This is a genomic window from Streptococcus azizii (genome assembly GCF_001984715.1).
Lineage (GTDB): Bacteria > Bacillota > Bacilli > Lactobacillales > Streptococcaceae > Streptococcus > Streptococcus azizii.
The window spans coordinates 76,499-94,158 of record NZ_MSPR01000010.1; the positions used below are offsets into that span (position 1 = coordinate 76,499).

A 17,660-nucleotide genomic window follows, 5' to 3' on the forward strand; every position below is an offset into this window, starting at 1 on the left:
ATTTTAGCCGACTAAACTTAAAAGAAGCTAAAAATCTGGGGAGTAGCCCAGATTCTTTTATAATTCTGTGATATTTCCTGTACGGAGGTAGACGACCCACTCGCAAATATTTTTGGCGTAATCACCGATACGTTCAAGATAAGAGATAACTTGGAAATAATCCCGTCCAGCGATTAAGGCATCTGGATTTTTCTTGATTTCTTCTGTTGCTAACTCTTGAATATCGTTGTAATATTGGTTAATGATTTCATCTTGAGCAGCTAGCTCATAGGCCTGCTCAGTGTCGCCACCATTTAAATACAACTCTAAGGCAGCTTCGACCAATTTACGAACCTCACGCCCCATTTTTTTGATCTCCGCTTCAACAATCTGAATGCGGGTTTCCCCCTTCATACGAATCGCCGCTTCTGCGATTGACACTGCATGATCGCCCATGCGTTCTAAGTCGTTTGTTGCTTTTAAAACGGTGATTACCGTACGTAAGTCGGTGGATACGGGATGTTGCAAGGCGATGATTTCAAGCGATTTTTTCTCTAGCTTGATTTCAAAGGCGTTGATTTTTGCATCTGACTCAATCACTTCCTTAGCTAACTCACGGTCATGGGTGATAAATGCCTGCACAGTATTTTTAAGCTGTCCAAGAACTTCATTTCCCATGGCATAAAACTGATTGTGCAATTTGTCTAATTCTTCTTCAAATTGTGTTCTTAACATAAATTATTCGTTCCTTTTTATTATCCAAATTTTCCTGTAATATAGTCCTCGGTTTCCTTGTGGCAAGGATTTAAAAAGACTTGCTTGGTCTTATCATACTCAATCAAATCCCCGGCTAGGAAAAAACCAGTTCTGTCAGAAATCCGTGAGGCTTGTTGCATTGAGCGAGTGACCAAGACCATGGTGTACTTATCTTTCAAACCGTGTAGAGTGTCTTCAATCTTTCCAGCTGAAATCGGATCGAGCGCTGATGTCGGCTCGTCAAGGAGGATAATTTTAGGACTGGTCGCAAGAACCCGTGCCACACAAACCCGTTGCTGTTGTCCACCTGATAAACCGAGGGCAGAATCATGTAACCGATCCTTGACTTCCTCCCAGATAGACGCACCTATCAAGGATTTCTCCACCGCCTCATCTAAAACCTGCTTGTCCTTAACACCATTGATTCGTAGACCATAGACAACATTTTCATAAATGGACATAGGAAATGGATTGGGCTGCTGAAAGACCATGCCAATCTCTTTACGTAAATCAACGGTATCCGTTCGTGGACTGTAGATATTCCGACCGTTATAATCAATCGCTCCCGTCAAGGTCACTTCAGGATTCAAATCTCCCATACGGTTAATGGAGCGTAAGAGCGTTGACTTTCCAGAGCCAGATGGTCCTATCAGGGCAGTGATTTCATTTGGATAAAAATCAATAGAAACGTTGTTCAGAGCCTTTTTTTTATTGTAGTAAACAGACAGGTCTTTAACTTGTAAAATCGGTGCTGTCATCACATTTCCTTTCTATCCAAAGTGTCCTGATACATAATCAGTCGTTGATTGAAGTTTCGCATTTTGGAAGATATGAGCCGTCTTGTCATACTCAATCAAATCTCCCAAGTAGAAGAAGGCTGTATAGTCACTCGCACGAGCCGCTTGCTGCATATTGTGGGTCACGATGATAATCGTATAGTTCTTCTTCAATTCAAACATGGTCTCTTCCAGTTGCATGGTCGCAATCGGGTCAAGCGCTGAAGCAGGCTCATCCATGAGTAAGATTTCAGGTTTCACAGAAATCGCGCGTGCAATACATAGACGCTGCTGCTGTCCCCCTGATAGAGTAAAGGCTGATTTGTGCAAGTCATCCTTTACCTGGTCCCACAGAGCAGCCTGTTTGAGAGAGGTTTCAACAATTTCATCCAAGACTTTTTTATCTTTTACACCTGCACGCTCATGGGCAAAGGTGATATTGCGATAGATGGACTTTGCAAAGGGATTGGGGCGCTGAAAGACCATACCGATATGTTTTCTAATCTCATAGACATTCATATCTGGGCGGTTGATGTCAATCCCCTCATAGAGGATTTGTCCTGTTACCTTGGCAATATCGATGGTATCATTCATCCGATTGAGACTGCGAAGATAGGTTGATTTCCCACAACCTGATGGACCAATCAAGGCTGTAATTTTATTTTTCTCAAACTGCATATCAATGCCCTTTATCGCCTCATTTTTACCGTAGTAAACATGGACATCCTTGGTTGAAAGGGCAATCTTTTCTTCTGGAAAAGTGATGATATGGCGTTCATTCCAGTTATAATCTGCCATTTTTTCTCCTTATAAGTCTGACACCTAAGCTGCCGAAGTCATTTTCGCATGAAGTTTCTTACCAATATAGCGTGCAGACAGGTTAAAAATCAAGATAAATACCAATAAAATGGCTGCACTACCAGCAGAAACCTGCGTCGCATCTGGAATTGTCCCCTCGCTATTTACCTTCCAGATGTGGACTGCAAGAGTCTCAGATTGACGGAAGATAGAAATCGGACTGGTAACGCTGAGCGGATTCCAATTAGTCCAGTCAAGAGCTGGTGCTGATTGACCTGCTGTATAGATGAGAGCTGCCGCCTCACCAAAAATCCGACCGGAAGCCAAGACGATACCCGTGACAATTCCCGGAAGGGCTTCTGGAATAACGACATGAAGAACAGTCTCCCAACGAGACAAACCAAGAGCAAGCCCCGCCTCACGCTGGGTGTGGTGAACATGTCGCAGGCTATCTTCCACATTACGCGTCATTTGTGGGAGGTTAAAGACAGTGAGGGCCAATGCCCCTGACAAGATGGAAAAACCATACTCAAACTGTACTACGAAAATCAAGTAACCAAACAAACCAACGACAACTGAAGGGAGAGAGGATAAAATTTCAATACAGGTCCGGATAAAGTTTGTTAAAGGACCTTTCTTCGCATACTCAGCCAGGTAGATACCCGCTCCTGTTGATAGAGGAACGGAAATCAGGAGGGTGACAACCAGGAGGAAGAAAGAATTATAGAGTTGAATCCCAATCCCTCCCCCTGCTTTGTAAGAGGAGGATTTGCTGGTTAGAAACTGCCAACTGATATGGGGCAGACCACGGAGCAAGATATAAAGAATGAGTGACGTTAGAATCACAACAATCACACCAGCGATCGAGTAAAGAATACCTGTCGCCAATTTATCGAATTTTTTAGCGTGCATAGTTTTTCTTACCCTCTCTTGTAATAAATTTCATAATCATATTAAAGATAAGACTCATCAGGAGTAGTACCAGAGCCAGTGACCAGAGAACATTATTCTGAACTGTCCCCATGACTGTATTTCCAATCCCCATAGTTAGGACAGAGGTCAGGGTCGCTGCTGGTGTTGTTAGTGACGTCGGGATAACAGCTGAGTTACCCACTACCATCTGAATAGCCAAGGCTTCCCCGAAAGCACGAGCCATACCAAAGATAACAGCTGTAAAAATACCAGGCTTGGCTGCATTTAAGATAACACGCCAGATAGTCTGCCAACGAGTAGCCCCCATTGCTAGACTGGCTTCACGATAATGACGAGGCACTGCCCGCAAACTGTCAACAGTCATAAAGGTCACTGTCGGCAAGATCATCACAAAGAGGACAAAGACCCCTGATAAGATACCAAAACCTGTCCCACCAAAGATGGAACGAACAAAGGGAACAACTACCTGTAAACCAATAAAACCATAGACAACCGATGGAATACCGACCAACAACTCAATAACTGGCTGTAAGATTTTTGCCCCACGCTTCGGTGAAATCTCTGTCATAAAGACCGCTGCTCCAATAGCGATTGGAGTCGCAACGATGGCAGATAAAATGGTAACGATAAATGAACCAGAAATCATAGGTAAGGCACCAAAAATTTTTGAATTTGGCTCCCATTTGCTACCGAATAAAAAATCAGCAAGGCTGACCCCATCTACGAAGAAAGTGGATAGGCCACGTTGAGCCACAAAAATCAAAATCATGGCAACAATAAAGACAATCAATGATAGGCAAAGAAACGTAATCACCTTACCAAATCGCTCTAAACGAGAGTTCTTGGAAGGGGACATTAGTTCTCTTGCGAGCTGTTCGTTTTTCATGCTTACTCCTTCTCTGTCACCGTGCCATCAGCACTTTTTACAACCTTCATATCGTTGATAGAAATATAGCCCATACTCTCAACAATACCATCTTGTACCTCGTCTGACATCATGTACTCTAAAAATTCCTCTGTCAAATCTGTCGGTTCACCCATGGTATACATGTGTTCATAAGACCAGATCGGCCAATCGTTCGTCGCTACATTTTCAGTTGTTGGAGCAAAGCCGTTGAGCTTAATGGTCTTGACCGAATCATCCACATAGGCAAAGGATAGGTAGGAAATGGCTCCCGGTGTCTGTGATACGATAGATTTGACCATGCCGTTTGAGTCCTGCTCTTGACTCTGAGTCGCCTTTTTGCCATCCATAATGACGCTATCAAAGGTTGCTCGTGACCCTGAGCTGGCTGCTCGGTTAATAATGGAAATCGCCAAGTCCTCGCCCCCTAACTCTTTCCAGTTAGTGATCTCACCTGTAAAAATCTTGCGAAGGTCCTCTGTTGTGATGTCTTTTACAGTCACTTGCTTATTCACAATCACGGCTAGACCAGCAACAGCAACCTGATGATCAACGAGTTTGCTGGCATCAATTCCATCTTTTTCTTCTGCAAAGACATCGGAATTTCCAATCTGTACAGCACCGGACTGTACTTGTGATAGACCAGTACCAGATCCACCACCTTGAACATTGATCGATTTACCGATATTGACGCTTCCAAACTCATCTGCTGCTGCCTCAACCAAGGGTTGGAGGGCAGTTGAGCCTACCGCTGTGATGGACTCACCACGGTCAATCCAAGATGAGCAAGCCGATAGAGCAAGACTAGATACAAGCAACAAGGCCGTAAGACCAAGTTTTTGCTTTTTTTTCATTTCGTTTTTTCCTTTACATTTTTCAGTGGAATCTCCCTCGATAAATGATGTATTTTACACAGAATTTACAAGAATTTTCCACATATCCACTATATCATATAAAAAGACAAGTTGCAAAAAAAATCTTTTCTCAACACTTAGAAGCGCAAACCTTTTGGAAAGGCATTTTTAAGGGTTCCTGAGACGATTTTAGCAAAGCCAAGACCATTTCCAGCAACATAGATTTGATACCATCCGTTGGGCAGGTCCTTTGAGACAGCAAGGGTCTGTCCTGATACATATTGGATGAAGTCCTGCTCGGAGATCTCTATTCGCTGCTTGACTTCCTCACTCTTTAGAGTTAATCCCAGGGCAAAACTTGGTTCAAAACGCTTCTTCTTGAAGGTCCCTAAATGGAGGCCATTGCGGGCAATTTTCAGCCTTGAGATATTCGGTAAGTCCTGTGGTACAAGATACAGCTCATCCCCAAAAACCTGTAAAATCCCCGCCGCTTGGAAATTGAGATGCTTCCTTGAAAACTCCTGCCATAATTGGAGTTGCTCCCGATTGAGATTGGACTTGTTTCCCTTGTGTTTCTTACTCGATTGCACCCCACCTTTATAGCGGAGTTTGGCTACAAATTGCCCTTCTCCCTTGAAACGATGCGGATACATACGGGCTACCTCAGGCATCTCAATGCCCTCTGTCATCCCATTTACTTTAGGAATCTCCAACAATTCAAGGTCATAGCCCTCTAATAGCCACCGGACAATGTCCTCATTTTCTTCTGGTGCCCAGGTACAGGTCGAGTATATCAGCTGACCACCAGGAGCCAGCATCTCCATAGCCCAAGTTAAGATTTCCTTCTGCAAGCGCGCACATTCGCTTGGATAAGTCGTTGACCAATACTCCATTGCAGCTGGATCCTTCCGAAACATCCCCTCACCCGAACAAGGTGCATCTAAGACGATCATATCAAAATAGGCTGGAAAAAACTCTGCCAAGCGCTCTGCTGATTCATTCGTCACTAGGACATTACGCGCTCCAAAACGCTCGATATTTTCTACCAATATCTTCGAGCGTTTCTTTGAAATTTCATTGCTGACTAAGAGTCCACTATTGTTCAGATAGGAAAGAAGGTGGGTAGACTTACCACCAGGAGCCGCAGCCAGGTCTAATACCTTCATACCCGGAGTCGGTGCTGCAACCTGACCAACCATTTGTGCCGCAGGCTCCTGTGAGTATACCAAGCCTGTCACATGTTCCACTGACTTACCAGAGACTTTTCCATAATAAGACCAGCGCATTTGCTCAATCTTTTGCTCAAATGATGATTGCCTTTCTTTTAAGGGATTGACCCGGAAAGCAGAGATGGCAGGCTCTTGAAAGCTCTCAAAAAAGGCTGGTGCTTCTACACCCAGCAACTGTTCGTATTTCTCTTTGAATTCTGTTGGTAATGACATCACTGTAGATACCCTTTTATTTCTGTTATTTTTTCAGTAGGAACAAGCATCACACATTCCCGACCATAAAAAGCAGGTCTGTCTCCCTTGGTTGTCATCAGGGTGTATCCTAGCTTCTCACCTAAAATACTCGCTGCAGCATAGTCCCACGGATAGATATAGGAAGCCTGTGCCAGCAATCGCCCTGTCAGAACATGGGCAAAGCTAATCCCTGCACTACCAACGGAACGTGTTCCCAAGGTTTGGTCTGCAAAATGCGCCAGTCCATCATAATTTTGGGCATAGAGACCTGCATTAAGCCCAATTAACCCTTCTTTTAAAGACTTGGACTGAAAGGGAGGTAAGAGAGAGTCGTTTTCATAGACAGGAAAATCCCCACCCCCATGGTAGAGCTTCTGCTGCATCACATCATAAATCAAGCCGAATTTCCCTATCCCATTTTCAAAATAAGCGAGCAAGACAGCAAAATCTGCTTGCTGCACGATAAAATTAGTCGTCCCATCAATAGGATCAATAATCCAGACATTCCCCTGACCGAGCGGTAGGTGGCTTGGACTTTCTTCTCCCAAAATACAATCGTCCCAATACCGACCCAAAATCCTCTCTGTTAAATGCTCCTGTACCGCCTTATCTAGCTGGGTCACTAAATCTGTAAAATGCCCCTTCTCCTCAATTTCAAGCTCGTCATGCAAATGCTGCCTTAAAAACTCTCCTGCTTCAAGGACGATTTCTTTTGCAAACTGGTACTTATCTTCCAAGAGAAATCACTCCCTTCCCCTGGTCTTTTGCTTGTTTGAGTGCCTGATAAATGGAATAGCCTGAGACTGCTTCAAATTCACGACCAATTCGCCGTTCTTCCCCTTTACTCTTTACGACCATTTTAAACTGGTCATATGCCTCTAAGAGAGCGCTGACTGTGACGCCCCCCTCATAAGCCTTTTCTACTTGATTTAAAAAAGAAAGCACGGAGGAAATCTCCTCTGTGCTCCACGAAAAATCAAGTGGATATAAATAATTCTTTTCCATCTCTATCCTTGTCCTATCTCTGCTTTTAATGTGGCATTTTTTAATTCCTGCTTGCGATATTTCCGCGGTAAAAAGGCACGGATTTCATCTTCGTTAAAGCCGATCTGCAATCGTTTTTCATCTAAGATAATCGGACGGCGTAGCAAACTCGGATAGGTCGCAATCAAGTCGATCAATTCTGAAACCGACAGTTCCTCAACATCAACCTTGAGCTTTTGAAAGACCTTTGAACGTGTTGAAATCAAATCATCTGTGCCATTTTCGGTAAAGGCTAAAATATTTTTCAACTCTTCTTTCGTCAAAGGACTGGTCATGATGTTATGTTCTGAAAAAGGTACCTGATGATTGGTTAGCCATGCCCTAGCTTTACGACAGCTAGTACAACTTGGTGACAAAAATAGTGTAATCATAAGCATACCTTTCTATCTCAATCTGCAACTTATACTATCTATTATACACTAGAAAATAGCGTTTTACAAGATAAAATCCGATTATCTCCCAACTATAGTCTTTTGGTTTGCTTTTTGTACTAGGCAACGAGCTGCAGGTTGCCTCAACAGTCTAAGGACTGTTGAAGGTTGGAAATCATACTGACGATAGTCAGTAACAATCGTAGCAGTTCCAATCATCTGGGAGAGTGAAACAGTTCGGTGAACTGTTTCAGCCTGAGCCTAAAAATTTGAGAGCGAAGTGGGCAAGGTTGGAAATGGGGAAACAGAGTTTCTAACGACCACTTTTTTATAAAAGATGAACTAAACGACTATACCACAAAATTGAGAGTCCTATCTGTCACCCTGCTCCTTGTCTGATATAGCCGCGATCTTTGCCTCTAAGCGCTGCAACAGGAGCGTTTGTTCTTCAATTTTGACCATCAGCTCATCCATCTTGGCATCCCGTTCGCTATCGACAAAGAAGCGCGTGATGATGGCTGTCACCATCCCGAAAGTCAAAATACCGATCAGCATGAGGACAATGGCAATGATTTTGGCAAGTGCCGTCTGTGGCACAATATCGCCATATCCGACCGTTGTCATGGTTACAATGGACCACCACAGAGAGTTTAAAAAGGACTGCTTCTCTACAACCGTGAGAACGCCACTTGCTACTATGACCGCCACAAAATTGAGAACCAAGATTTTAGAAAGACCGTTTGTATTCATCAGTTTGCGCAAGACATCCCAGAGCTTGCTAGAGACCGCAAGTAAGCGTGTAAACTTTAATAGGCCAAATAGCTTGGCAAACCGGGCAATACGACCGATTCTGAAAAAAGCAGCCAACTGGACAAAGGGTAAGATAGCGACCAAATCAAGGATATTGTTCCGAATGTAGCGCTTCTTACTGTCAGAATAGTATAGATGGCTAGTATAATCAAACACAAAAATAGCCCATAGTAAGATGTCAAAAAACTGATAGAAGAAACTTTGAGCAGAGATGAGTGCTAACATTTCACTTACAATCAGCAAAACATAGAGTACAGCCATCAAAATCATCGCTAATTCATAGCGCGAGTCATTTATGATTTGTTTCATCATGTGCCTTCCAAGTGAGCGCTATACGCTCGTCCTCTTTCATTTGTGTCATGAGGGCATCAATGCCATCAAATTTAATCATCTCACGAATTTTTTCGAGCCAGTAAATCGTGATGGTCTCTCCATAGATATAGCGTTCAAAGCCAAATATGTGGGCCTCTAAGCGTAGCTCAGACCCATCAAAAGTAATGTTTTTCCCGACGCTGGCCATAGCACGGTAGCGACTTCCTGCAATATCCACATCTGCAACATAGACGCCGTCTCCTGGTAGATGCACAGCATCGAGGGGGGCTAGATTGGCGGTTGGATAGCCTATGGTCCGTCCACGCGCATCGCCGTGGACCACAATGCCCCTTGTTTCAAAGGGATAGCCTAACAATCGATTGGCCTGTCTCACTCGTCCTTCTTGAACAGCCTTACGAATCCGAGTCGAAGAGATTTTCTCACCATCTAAGGTCACTTCTCCAATTACTTCCACTTCTCCATCAAAGCCTTCTCTTAGCTCAGCCACCGTTGCTCGACTGTTACCAAAATGATAGTCAAACCCAACCACGACCACACTGGCTTGTAGACCCTTGATATAGTTTTTAATAAAATCCTGAGGGGTCGTCGCAGCAAATTCACTCGTAAAATCTGTTAGGTAGAGCTGGTCAACACCATACTGCTCAAAAAGTTGATAGCGACGCTCTTCACTGCTTAAGTGAAGAAGTAAATCTGGGCGAAAGCGAGCAAAGGCTAGCTGGGGCGATTCAGGAAAGGTCAAGACTGTGACCGTCAGACCACGCTGATCAGCTATCGTACGCGCCCTATCCAAAAGAGCCTTGTGTCCCAGATGAATGCCGTCAAAATACCCCAATACCAATACGGTTTCTCCTTGGGGTCTAATGTCTCTATAATCGTTTATCCTTATCCGTTTCATCATTGTATCATTGTACCATAAAGCCTTGAAAAGACCTAGATAAAAACCTTCCTAGGCTTATAATACTTCTCTCTTTTTTCCAAAATAGCAATCAGATGTCCCTCTTCAAAAGCTGCAAGCAGATCACTGGTCTCCTCTAGTATGACAAAACGTCCATGCACGACTTCTACTACCTGCTCCTTGTTAAGTGTTACCTTTTTCAAGTCACCAATTCCATATTCAATCGGTTGTAGAAAAGACCTGTCTCCTGCTTCAAATAAGGCTGCAATTTCTTCGATTGTCAGGGCATCTTTCAGTAGCATGCCTGCCGCTCCAGTCCGCACGAGCTTGGACATATGACTGGCAAAACCGAGCCTTGCCCCTAAGTCAACCGACAAGGTTCGTACATAGGTTCCCTTGCCACATCGCACGCGGAAAGAAAAGCGCGCGCACTCCCCCTCAAAAAGGAGAGGGCTGGTTCGCTCAAATTGGTAAATAACAACCTGGCGCTGGGGTCGCTCAACAGTTTCCCCTGCCCGTGCGTATTCGTAGAGTTTCCGCCCCTTGACCTTAACCGCTGAATACATGGGAGGTCGCTGCGTGATGGTTCCGATAAAGCCCTCTATCGCCTCATCTACCTCTTTTTCTGTTACTGTTCTTGGAATGGGAGTCCGCTCTACGAGATCACCTGTGGCGTCCTCGGTTGTAGTAGCATAACCGAGCGTGATCTCCCCCTCATAGATTTTCCCTTCTTCCTGCATGTACTCAACGAGGCGAGTCGCTCTTCCCACCGCAATCGGTAAGACTCCTGTCACATCTGGATCGAGCGTCCCTCCATGACCGATTTTCTTTTCTCGCAAAATCTTGCGCAACTGAAACACCACATCGTGCGAGGTCATCCCCGCTTCTTTTTTTACATTGATAATTCCTGAAAGCATAGAACTATTATAGCATGTTTTCCTCTATTTGGTAAGCATTCTTTTGCACATTTGGCGAGAGCCTAGCAAACTCCCGGGCTTTTTACTCACCGAAACTCTTGACAAGGTATCCTTTTGATTTTTGAAGAGTATAAACTATCTATTCTACGACATTACTCCCCCGATTCTTTCCATTTGTCATTGGCTGTCCATATAAGCAGTTCATATTACTGGTGTATTCGTTTTCCTATATAGTATAATAAATTGTCAATATCTTTACTTATAGGGGAGAGACAAAGTGAAAAAGAATACCTACACTACCTACTACCTATCTTCTATTGGGATAGCCTTATATGCCACCTCCATTTTAGCCACACCTACTGAAGTCAGAGCAGAAACACCGCCTGTGCCTGCTCTCACACCAGAAGCTACAAGCCCACCAAATACAGTAGCCATTTCAACTACCGACCACCAGCAAGCCATACAAGATGCTCAAAAAGCAGGGGTTGAAGTCATTGAAGTTGGGTACAAACAGGTCCCGTCCAAAGAGGTTGCAGAAAAAGAGATAGAGGCTCAGACAAACTATATTCAATCGACCACTAGAGAATATATAGCTGCTAATCAAGCCTACCAAACAGAAGCCCCTCACTACCAAGCCTACCTCAAAGAACAAGAAACCTTTCAAAAGGATTCCTTAGAGTATGCTCAATATGAGGCCCAAGAAAGACAGTACCAATCAGAGTTAGCCCATTATCAAGAGCAAGAAAAGAGGTATAAAAAAGAGCTAAAAGAATACGAGGAGGCTCAAGCCACCAATCGTTTGCTACAAGAAACATTTGACCAGGAGCAGGAGCAATATGAAAAAGACCAAAGCCGCTATCAAAAAAGTCTAGCTCACTATGAAGCGGTAAAAAAAGAGGCCACATTGATAGCAGCCGATTATCAGCGTAAAGTAGAGAACTATCATATCGAAAAAATGCGATACGATAAGGCAAAACAAGCCTATGATACAGAAGTCACCGAAGCTGAAAAACAGACAAAAACAGACGGCTATCTCAGTCAAGTCTCAGCTCAATATCTCATCTCTCGCTCTGAACCAAATGCTAGGGTAAGTTTTGAAGGGGTGACTACATTTATTGCTTCTTCCCATCAGTTCGGTAACACCTTAAGTGGCATTGGAGGCAAGGCTGCTGATCTACCGGTCAGCGACACTGCAACCCTCTTTCGTGGAGTGGGTGCTGCTACAGCCGCAAAAGCTGGAGACGGATACGGTCTGATTTTGGAAAAAGGAAAGCCCATCACCGTTATCTACTCCGGTTTAGAACAAACCTCCTACGATGGTCAGAAAATTGCACAACTGGTCTACACCTACGAATTGACGTCTACGTTTGCAGATGACAACCGAGCTACTGTCTTTATCTATACCGATCCGACCAAGACAATCTACACAGGTGCTTCTGGTCATAATAAAGGGCTGGTAGATTTCAATATCCGTCAGACCATGACTTACTATTTAGAAAACGGAGAAGCCGTTCAGTTTCGAGAAGACGCTCCTGCCCTCCTGTCCTTTGCCTCACGCAACAATACCTTTGAGTTTGGAGAACAGGAATATGTCCGTCTCCATAAAGGAATGACCTTTATCCCGATTTCAGGTTCTTCTGTAACAGGGGAAGAGGGATATGTAGCAGCACGAGGCAGTAATAATACCATTGCAGACGGATCACGCTTCAATCGTGGAGACTGGGACAATGACGGTCATCCAAACGAATACTATGGAGCAGGGGTGGCTCGGGTAATCGGAAATACTATTTCCTTTGACTTTGGCATTCGCTACAGTCAGGACAATATCAACCGGTCCCATCACCCACTGCATTTCCGTCAGGCTTCTCGCCAGTGGTTTTCCGTCAATGCAGATATCAAAGCAAAGGGAGTCATCAACTCAAAGCCAGGACATCCGCCTGTCCTACCTCAGGAGCCAACTCTTCCTAGCCTCCCCCTAAAGCCAACAGCCCCTCTTAGACCCACTCCTCCGGTCTATCGTTCTCTCAGACAGCCAGTTCCGCCAGTAAAGCCTGTCCGTACACACACCATCATTTCTAAAAAACCAATCCGCCCCAAAGAAGTCAAGCAACCTAGCCTTCCTCCTATCCCCATCATCTTTATCAAACGGATTATCTACCCGACTATCAACATCCGATATGGAACACAGTATAGTCCCCCTCCACTACAAGGAGGGAAAGCTACAGCCTCCAGAATAGCACTACCATCTAGCTATAGTCCTATAGGGACAAGACATTATTCGATTCCTGATTTAGCTATCGTTCACTATCCAAGTATCGCTCCAGCACCCCCTGCCAGACAGCACGCTCATCCCCTTGTAAGTCCAAGGCAAGCCTCACCAGCAAGTCCTACTGTCAGAAAGAATCCGATTAGCCATGGTAGCCCTTCTCTCATGGAGAAAGAAGCGAGAGATTCCTGGTTCTCCGAAAATACGGGCATTTATGGAGAAAAAAAGGACCTCTTCTTCCAGTTTATTGATGAACTAGAAAAAGAAGCACGGGCAAAATATGGAAATGACCTTGCCAAAATCAATCAATATATCGCCAATGGGATTGCTTATCAGACTTATGGCATCAGTGGTTTACAACCAAAGGTGGCCGATGTGGGAGAGGCACCAAAAAACAAGGATGCGTTAGATTTGATGGAGAATATCCACAAACTCAATCGTTTTAAAATTGATTTCCCCCACCTTGCTGCTCCTCTCGCCACTGCCAGCCAAAGCTCCCTCAAAAAGGAAGCCCTAAAGACCGTCCTGGGACTCAACTTCGGAATGGCTTTTGGTGTCCTGCCAAGCGACATCTTCTTTCAAGCCAATTCCTGGCTGGGCGATACCCTGACCACCATGAACGACAAGGATAAGATTACGGATAAGGATGCCTTTATCATCCATACCCTTTTCCCAAATCTACCCTTAAACGAAGCCATCAAGCGCTATTATAGTATCCCTGACCTAGATAAAAAAAGGGAGGGTTTCTATCAAGGAGCATTAAAAATCAAATACCCGACCAGTCCCAATCCTGAGCTTCTGCTAAAGGCCTCTGCCCTCTTAAGTACTGCTACAATCGGACTCATCGCCGTATTCCATATACTATCTCCTATGAAGAAAAAATGGGAAGAGTTTAAGGAGGGGTGGAATAAATTCAAAGGCAAGATGAAAGAGTACTGGGAAAAATTCTCTAAGAAGCAAGGGCAGCAAAAACCAGAGGAAAAAGCTCCGGCCCACAAGTCAGATAAAAAGCCTAGTCCTTTCTTGACCGGTAGTAAGCAAGCTCAGGCAAAGACCACCAAGCCCACTAATCGATTCTCCCTGATAGCCCGTACATTTAATCCTAAGAACATATTGATACCTGTAAAACAAGCCATTCAGAAAAAGATTGTCCAGCCTATCAAACAAGTCGTAGCACCGATTGCTACAGCTCTTCAAAAAAAGGTGGTGCAACCGGTGAAAGCCGGTATCAAACAGATAGGAAAGGTCATTCAGAAAAAGATCGTACAGCCTGTCAAACAGGCAGTTAGACCGCTTGCGAAAACCATTCAGAAAAAGGTGATACAACCTGTTAAACAAAGGATTACACCAATTGCGAAAGCCATTCAAAAGAAGGTGGTCCAGCCTGTCAAACGAGCGACCAAGCCAATCGCCAAGACCATCCAAAAAAGAGTGGTGCAGCCAGTTAAAAGGACTCTCAGAAAAGTGACTACTCCTATCCAACAGAAAATCATTCGCCCTGTAAGGCAAACAAGTAGCCCCGTAAGGAGACCGATTCAACGAAAGGCACCAAAGCCAATCCAAAGAACAAAAGCGCCCCAAAGACCTATCCGCAAACCCGCTAGAAAGAAAGGAAGATAAGTACCTATGCCTACACCGACCAAAAAGAAACGAAAGATTTTCAGAAAATTACTCTTCCTCCTATTTGGGAGCATTCTCATATTCATCCTTGCAATGGAAAATCTAAACACCTATTCCATCTATTATGAAGAGCAGTTAGCAACTTCCGAAAAAGAAAGGAGGGATAATATCATAAAGGTAACCGTTACCAACCTAAAAAGTTTGAACTACAAAGATATTCCCAATATGCGCTTTGATTTTGATGGATATCATTTTATAGAAAATCAGCAGAGTTCTTTCACTAAAGACTATCCAAGTATCTCATATAGTCTTTTAATCCATATTGATGCTATAGGATATAGGTATAGAGATAAACAAGGCTACACATATGAATTTAATAACAATCTACAGCTAGTAGGAGCTTTTAGCAATAATCATAAATCATTAGAATTTAAACAATTTGATGAAGAACAAATAAAAGACGAGATGTATGATACGCTAAGACCTGTTATTGAGGCTCAGAAAAAACCCGTTATCTTTAATTTGCAGTGGTTATATAAATTATGGAGAAAATAAACCCCATGCCTACACCGACCAAAAAGAAACGAAAGATTTTCAAAAAATTACTCCTCCTCCTGCTCGGAATCTCTTTCATTTTCATTATTGTTACAGGAGATTTAGAAAGCTATTCCATCTATTATGAAGAGCAGTTAGCAACTTCCGAAACAGAAAGAAGGGATAATATCATCAAAGCAACCATCATCAACCTAAGAAGTTTAAACTATGAAGATATTCCTAATATGCGCTTTGATTTTGATGGTATCAATTTTGTGGAGAATCAAAATGATTCTACCACAGGCCATTATCCCTCTGTTTCGGAACATGCTGGAGGTTATACATACTTTGATAAAAAAGGTTTTAGCTATAGTTTTGATAACAATCTCAATCTAAGATATGGAGTTAACAGTGCTGAACAGACAATACTAGATTCAACTCAATTAAATGAAGAACAACTGAAAAATGAGATGTACGAAACCATTAGACCTGTCATTGAAGCACAGAACAAGCCTGGTTCCTTCAATTTATTATGGTTATACAAGCTCTTGAGGAAATAAGAACATGCCTACACTGACCAAAAAGAAACGAAAGATTTTCAGAAAATTACTCTTCCTCCTATTTGGGAGCATTCTCATATTCATCCTTGCAATGGAAAATCTAAATACCTATTCCATCTATTATGAAGAGCAGTTAGCAACTTCCGAAAAAGAAAGGAGGGATAATATCATCAAGGTAACCATCACCAACCTGAAAAGTTTGAACTATAAAGATATTCCCAATATGCGCTTTGATTTTGATGGTGCCAATTTTGTAGAGAATCAGCTTGATACCTACTCAGAACGTCATCCAAGCATCTCCAGTACTATAAAAAAAGGATACCTCTATCGTGATAAAAAAAAGTATGCATATAAATTTGATAGTAATCTCCATCTAATTGATGCATATGGTCCCGACTACAAGTCATTGGATTTGAAACAATTTGATGAAGAACATCTAAAAGACGTGATGTATGATACGCTAAGACCTGTTATTGAGGCTCAGAAAAAACCTGTTATTTTTAACTTACAGTGGTTGTATAAATTATGGAGAAAATAAACCCCATGCCCACACCGACCAAAAAGAAACGAAAGATTTTCAAAAAATTATTCCTCCTCCTATTTGGGAGCATTCTGATGTTCATCCTTGCAATGGAAAATCTAAATACCTATTCCATCTATTATGAAGAGCAGTTAGCAACTTCCGAAAAAGAAAGGAGGGATAATATCATCAAGGTAACCGTTACCAACCTAAAAAGTTTGAACTATAAAGATATTCCCAATATGCGCTTTGATTTTGATGGACAAAATTTTGTTGAGAATCAAAACGACTCCTCCACTACCTACTATCCACATCTATCAAATGGTTTTTTAGTTAGTACGAGTAATGAAGGATATATATATCAAGATAAAAACGGAGGTACGTATGAATTAGATAACAATCTCCATTTAGTTGATGCCTACGGTACTGATTACAAGTCATTAGATTTGAAACAATTTGATGAAGAAGCAATAAAAGACGAAATGTATGACACATTGAAGCCTATTATTGAGGCTCAGAAAAAACCCGTTATTTTTAATTTGCAGTGGTTGTATAAACTATGGAGAAAATAAAACCCATGTCTACACCGACCAAAAAGAAACGAAAGATTTTCAAAAAATTATTCCTCCTCCTATTTGGGAGCATTCTCATGTTCATCCTTGCAATGGAAAATCTAAATACCTATTCCATCTATTATGAAGAGCAGTTAGCAACTTCCGAAAAAGAAAGGAGGGATAATATCATCAAAGCAACCATCATCAACCTAAGAAGTTTGAACTATGAAGATATTCCTAATATGCGCTTTGATTTTGATGGTATCAATTTTGTGGAGAATCAAAATGATTCTACCACAGGCCATTATCCCTCTGTTTCGGAACATGCTGGAGGTTATACGTACTTTGATAAAAATGGTTTTAGCTATAGTTTTGATAACAACCTCAATCTAAGATATGGAGTTAACAGTGCTGAACAGACAATACTAGATTCAACTCAATTAAATGAAGAACAACTGAAAAATGAGATGTACGAAACCATTAGACCTGTCATTAAAGCACAGAACGAGCCTGGTTCCTTCAATTTATTATGGTTGTACAAGCTCTTGAAGAAATATAGTCTTTAGTTTGCTTTTAGTACTAGGCAACGAGCTGCAGGCTGTACTTAGAGTACGGCAAAGTGAGTTAACGAAGTAATAAAAGATAAACTGATATGTAAAGCCCTTTGTCAAGTAAAAACAATCGAACTGATAAAAAATGAAAAGTATCTAGAAAGAGCCTAGTTCTTAGCTTCGGGCATTGGCCACTCTGATATTCGTGGATTGGTTACCTAC

General features: G+C 42.6%; 19 protein-coding genes. 6 read left to right on the plus strand and 13 right to left on the minus strand.

What is annotated here, in order from left to right; all coding sequences use genetic code 11:
- Nucleotides 1–57: 57 nt before the first annotated feature.
- From phoU to truB, 13 genes are all read right to left on the minus strand, one after another.
- Entirely contained in the window at nucleotides 58–714 is a 657-nt protein-coding gene (gene phoU / locus BVE84_RS06165; protein ID WP_076996187.1) for a phosphate signaling complex protein PhoU, read from the minus strand.
- A 20-nt stretch (nucleotides 715–734) separates the two neighbouring features.
- Nucleotides 735–1,493, minus strand: coding sequence for a phosphate ABC transporter ATP-binding protein PstB (pstB, locus tag BVE84_RS06170; protein ID WP_076996188.1), 759 nt, complete (start codon nucleotides 1,491–1,493; stop codon nucleotides 735–737).
- Nucleotides 1,494–1,505: 12 nt separating this feature from the next.
- Nucleotides 1,506–2,309 carry a phosphate ABC transporter ATP-binding protein PstB gene (pstB, locus tag BVE84_RS06175; RefSeq protein WP_076996189.1) on the minus strand — a complete coding sequence of 268 codons (804 nt, stop codon included), beginning with the start codon at nucleotides 2,307–2,309 and terminating at the stop codon, nucleotides 1,506–1,508.
- Nucleotides 2,310–2,333: 24 nt separating this feature from the next.
- Nucleotides 2,334–3,221 (minus strand): phosphate ABC transporter permease PstA, encoded by an 888-nt coding sequence (gene pstA / locus BVE84_RS06180; RefSeq protein WP_076996190.1) that lies wholly within the window; start codon nucleotides 3,219–3,221, stop codon nucleotides 2,334–2,336.
- Nucleotides 3,211–4,128 carry a phosphate ABC transporter permease subunit PstC gene (gene pstC / locus BVE84_RS06185; protein WP_076996191.1) on the minus strand — a complete coding sequence of 306 codons (918 nt, stop codon included), beginning with the start codon at nucleotides 4,126–4,128 and terminating at the stop codon, nucleotides 3,211–3,213. The genes pstA and pstC overlap by 11 nt, the downstream gene beginning before the upstream one ends.
- 2 nt (nucleotides 4,129–4,130) lie before the next feature.
- A complete protein-coding gene (locus BVE84_RS06190) occupies nucleotides 4,131–5,000 on the minus strand; it encodes a phosphate ABC transporter substrate-binding protein PstS family protein (protein WP_076996192.1) in 870 nt (289 codons plus the stop codon).
- A gap of 137 nt (nucleotides 5,001–5,137) precedes the next feature.
- A complete protein-coding gene (locus BVE84_RS06195) occupies nucleotides 5,138–6,442 on the minus strand; it encodes an RsmF rRNA methyltransferase first C-terminal domain-containing protein (protein WP_076996193.1) in 1,305 nt (434 codons plus the stop codon).
- The gene (locus BVE84_RS06200) at nucleotides 6,442–7,200 is read right to left on the minus strand and encodes an inositol monophosphatase family protein (protein ID WP_076996194.1); all 759 of its coding nucleotides are present in this window, start codon (nucleotides 7,198–7,200) and stop codon (nucleotides 6,442–6,444) included. Before BVE84_RS06200 ends, BVE84_RS06195 begins: the two co-directional genes overlap by 1 nt.
- Nucleotides 7,190–7,468, minus strand: a complete 279-nt coding sequence (locus BVE84_RS06205) for a UPF0223 family protein (RefSeq protein ID WP_076996195.1) — start codon at nucleotides 7,466–7,468, stop codon at nucleotides 7,190–7,192. The genes BVE84_RS06200 and BVE84_RS06205 overlap by 11 nt, the downstream gene beginning before the upstream one ends.
- 2 nt (nucleotides 7,469–7,470) lie before the next feature.
- Nucleotides 7,471–7,878, minus strand: coding sequence for a Spx/MgsR family RNA polymerase-binding regulatory protein (locus tag BVE84_RS06210; protein WP_076996196.1), 408 nt, complete (start codon nucleotides 7,876–7,878; stop codon nucleotides 7,471–7,473).
- A gap of 372 nt (nucleotides 7,879–8,250) precedes the next feature.
- Nucleotides 8,251–9,000, minus strand: a complete 750-nt coding sequence (locus BVE84_RS06215; protein WP_076996197.1) for a potassium channel family protein — start codon at nucleotides 8,998–9,000, stop codon at nucleotides 8,251–8,253.
- A complete protein-coding gene (locus BVE84_RS06220) occupies nucleotides 8,978–9,916 on the minus strand; it encodes a bifunctional riboflavin kinase/FAD synthetase (RefSeq protein ID WP_076996208.1) in 939 nt (312 codons plus the stop codon). Before BVE84_RS06220 ends, BVE84_RS06215 begins: the two co-directional genes overlap by 23 nt.
- A 35-nt stretch (nucleotides 9,917–9,951) precedes the next feature.
- Nucleotides 9,952–10,833 (minus strand): tRNA pseudouridine(55) synthase TruB, encoded by an 882-nt coding sequence (gene truB, locus BVE84_RS06225; RefSeq protein ID WP_076996198.1) that lies wholly within the window; start codon nucleotides 10,831–10,833, stop codon nucleotides 9,952–9,954.
- A 277-nt stretch (nucleotides 10,834–11,110) separates the two neighbouring features.
- On the opposite strand from truB, the gene BVE84_RS06230 reads away from it, so the two are divergent.
- Genes BVE84_RS06230 through BVE84_RS06255 form a run of 6 tightly spaced genes read left to right on the plus strand, consistent with a single transcriptional unit; the run spans nucleotide 11,111 to nucleotide 17,453 of the window.
- Entirely contained in the window at nucleotides 11,111–14,719 is a 3,609-nt protein-coding gene (locus tag BVE84_RS06230) for a GbpC/Spa domain-containing protein (protein ID WP_076996199.1), read from the plus strand.
- Nucleotides 14,720–14,725: 6 nt separating this feature from the next.
- Nucleotides 14,726–15,274 (plus strand): hypothetical protein, encoded by a 549-nt coding sequence (locus BVE84_RS06235; RefSeq protein WP_076996200.1) that lies wholly within the window; start codon nucleotides 14,726–14,728, stop codon nucleotides 15,272–15,274.
- A 5-nt stretch (nucleotides 15,275–15,279) separates the two neighbouring features.
- Nucleotides 15,280–15,813 (plus strand): hypothetical protein, encoded by a 534-nt coding sequence (locus tag BVE84_RS06240; protein ID WP_076996201.1) that lies wholly within the window; start codon nucleotides 15,280–15,282, stop codon nucleotides 15,811–15,813.
- Nucleotides 15,814–15,817: 4 nt separating this feature from the next.
- Entirely contained in the window at nucleotides 15,818–16,351 is a 534-nt protein-coding gene (locus BVE84_RS06245; protein WP_076996202.1) for a hypothetical protein, read from the plus strand.
- Nucleotides 16,352–16,356: 5 nt separating this feature from the next.
- Nucleotides 16,357–16,905 carry a hypothetical protein gene (locus tag BVE84_RS06250; protein ID WP_076996203.1) on the plus strand — a complete coding sequence of 183 codons (549 nt, stop codon included), beginning with the start codon at nucleotides 16,357–16,359 and terminating at the stop codon, nucleotides 16,903–16,905.
- A gap of 5 nt (nucleotides 16,906–16,910) precedes the next feature.
- On the plus strand, nucleotides 16,911–17,453 hold the full coding sequence (locus BVE84_RS06255; protein ID WP_076996204.1) for a hypothetical protein: 543 nt from the start codon (nucleotides 16,911–16,913) through the stop codon (nucleotides 17,451–17,453).
- Nucleotides 17,454–17,660: the final 207 nt, after the last annotated feature.

Excerpts from the sequence above, each read along its gene's own strand:
- pstA (WP_076996190.1), bottom strand. The coding sequence starts at position 3,221 with ATGCACGCTAAAAAATTCGATAAATTGGCGACAGGTATTCTTTACTCG.
- BVE84_RS06195 (WP_076996193.1), bottom strand. The coding sequence starts at position 6,442 with ATGTCATTACCAACAGAATTCAAAGAGAAATACGAACAGTTGCTGGGT.
- BVE84_RS06245 (WP_076996202.1), top strand. The coding sequence starts at position 15,818 with ATGCCTACACTGACCAAAAAGAAACGAAAGATTTTCAGAAAATTACTC.
- pstB (WP_076996189.1), bottom strand. The coding sequence starts at position 2,309 with ATGGCAGATTATAACTGGAATGAACGCCATATCATCACTTTTCCAGAA.
- BVE84_RS06250 (WP_076996203.1), top strand. The coding sequence starts at position 16,357 with ATGCCCACACCGACCAAAAAGAAACGAAAGATTTTCAAAAAATTATTC.
- BVE84_RS06205 (WP_076996195.1), bottom strand. The coding sequence starts at position 7,468 with ATGGAAAAGAATTATTTATATCCACTTGATTTTTCGTGGAGCACAGAG.
- BVE84_RS06255 (WP_076996204.1), top strand. The coding sequence starts at position 16,911 with ATGTCTACACCGACCAAAAAGAAACGAAAGATTTTCAAAAAATTATTC.
- BVE84_RS06240 (WP_076996201.1), top strand. The coding sequence starts at position 15,280 with ATGCCTACACCGACCAAAAAGAAACGAAAGATTTTCAAAAAATTACTC.
- pstC (WP_076996191.1), bottom strand. The coding sequence starts at position 4,128 with ATGAAAAACGAACAGCTCGCAAGAGAACTAATGTCCCCTTCCAAGAAC.
- BVE84_RS06210 (WP_076996196.1), bottom strand. The coding sequence starts at position 7,878 with ATGATTACACTATTTTTGTCACCAAGTTGTACTAGCTGTCGTAAAGCT.
- BVE84_RS06215 (WP_076996197.1), bottom strand. The coding sequence starts at position 9,000 with ATGATGAAACAAATCATAAATGACTCGCGCTATGAATTAGCGATGATT.
- BVE84_RS06235 (WP_076996200.1), top strand. The coding sequence starts at position 14,726 with ATGCCTACACCGACCAAAAAGAAACGAAAGATTTTCAGAAAATTACTC.
- phoU (WP_076996187.1), bottom strand. The coding sequence starts at position 714 with ATGTTAAGAACACAATTTGAAGAAGAATTAGACAAATTGCACAATCAG.
- BVE84_RS06220 (WP_076996208.1), bottom strand. The coding sequence starts at position 9,916 with ATGAAACGGATAAGGATAAACGATTATAGAGACATTAGACCCCAAGGA.
- pstB (WP_076996188.1), bottom strand. The coding sequence starts at position 1,493 with ATGACAGCACCGATTTTACAAGTTAAAGACCTGTCTGTTTACTACAAT.
- BVE84_RS06190 (WP_076996192.1), bottom strand. The coding sequence starts at position 5,000 with ATGAAAAAAAAGCAAAAACTTGGTCTTACGGCCTTGTTGCTTGTATCT.
- truB (WP_076996198.1), bottom strand. The coding sequence starts at position 10,833 with ATGCTTTCAGGAATTATCAATGTAAAAAAAGAAGCGGGGATGACCTCG.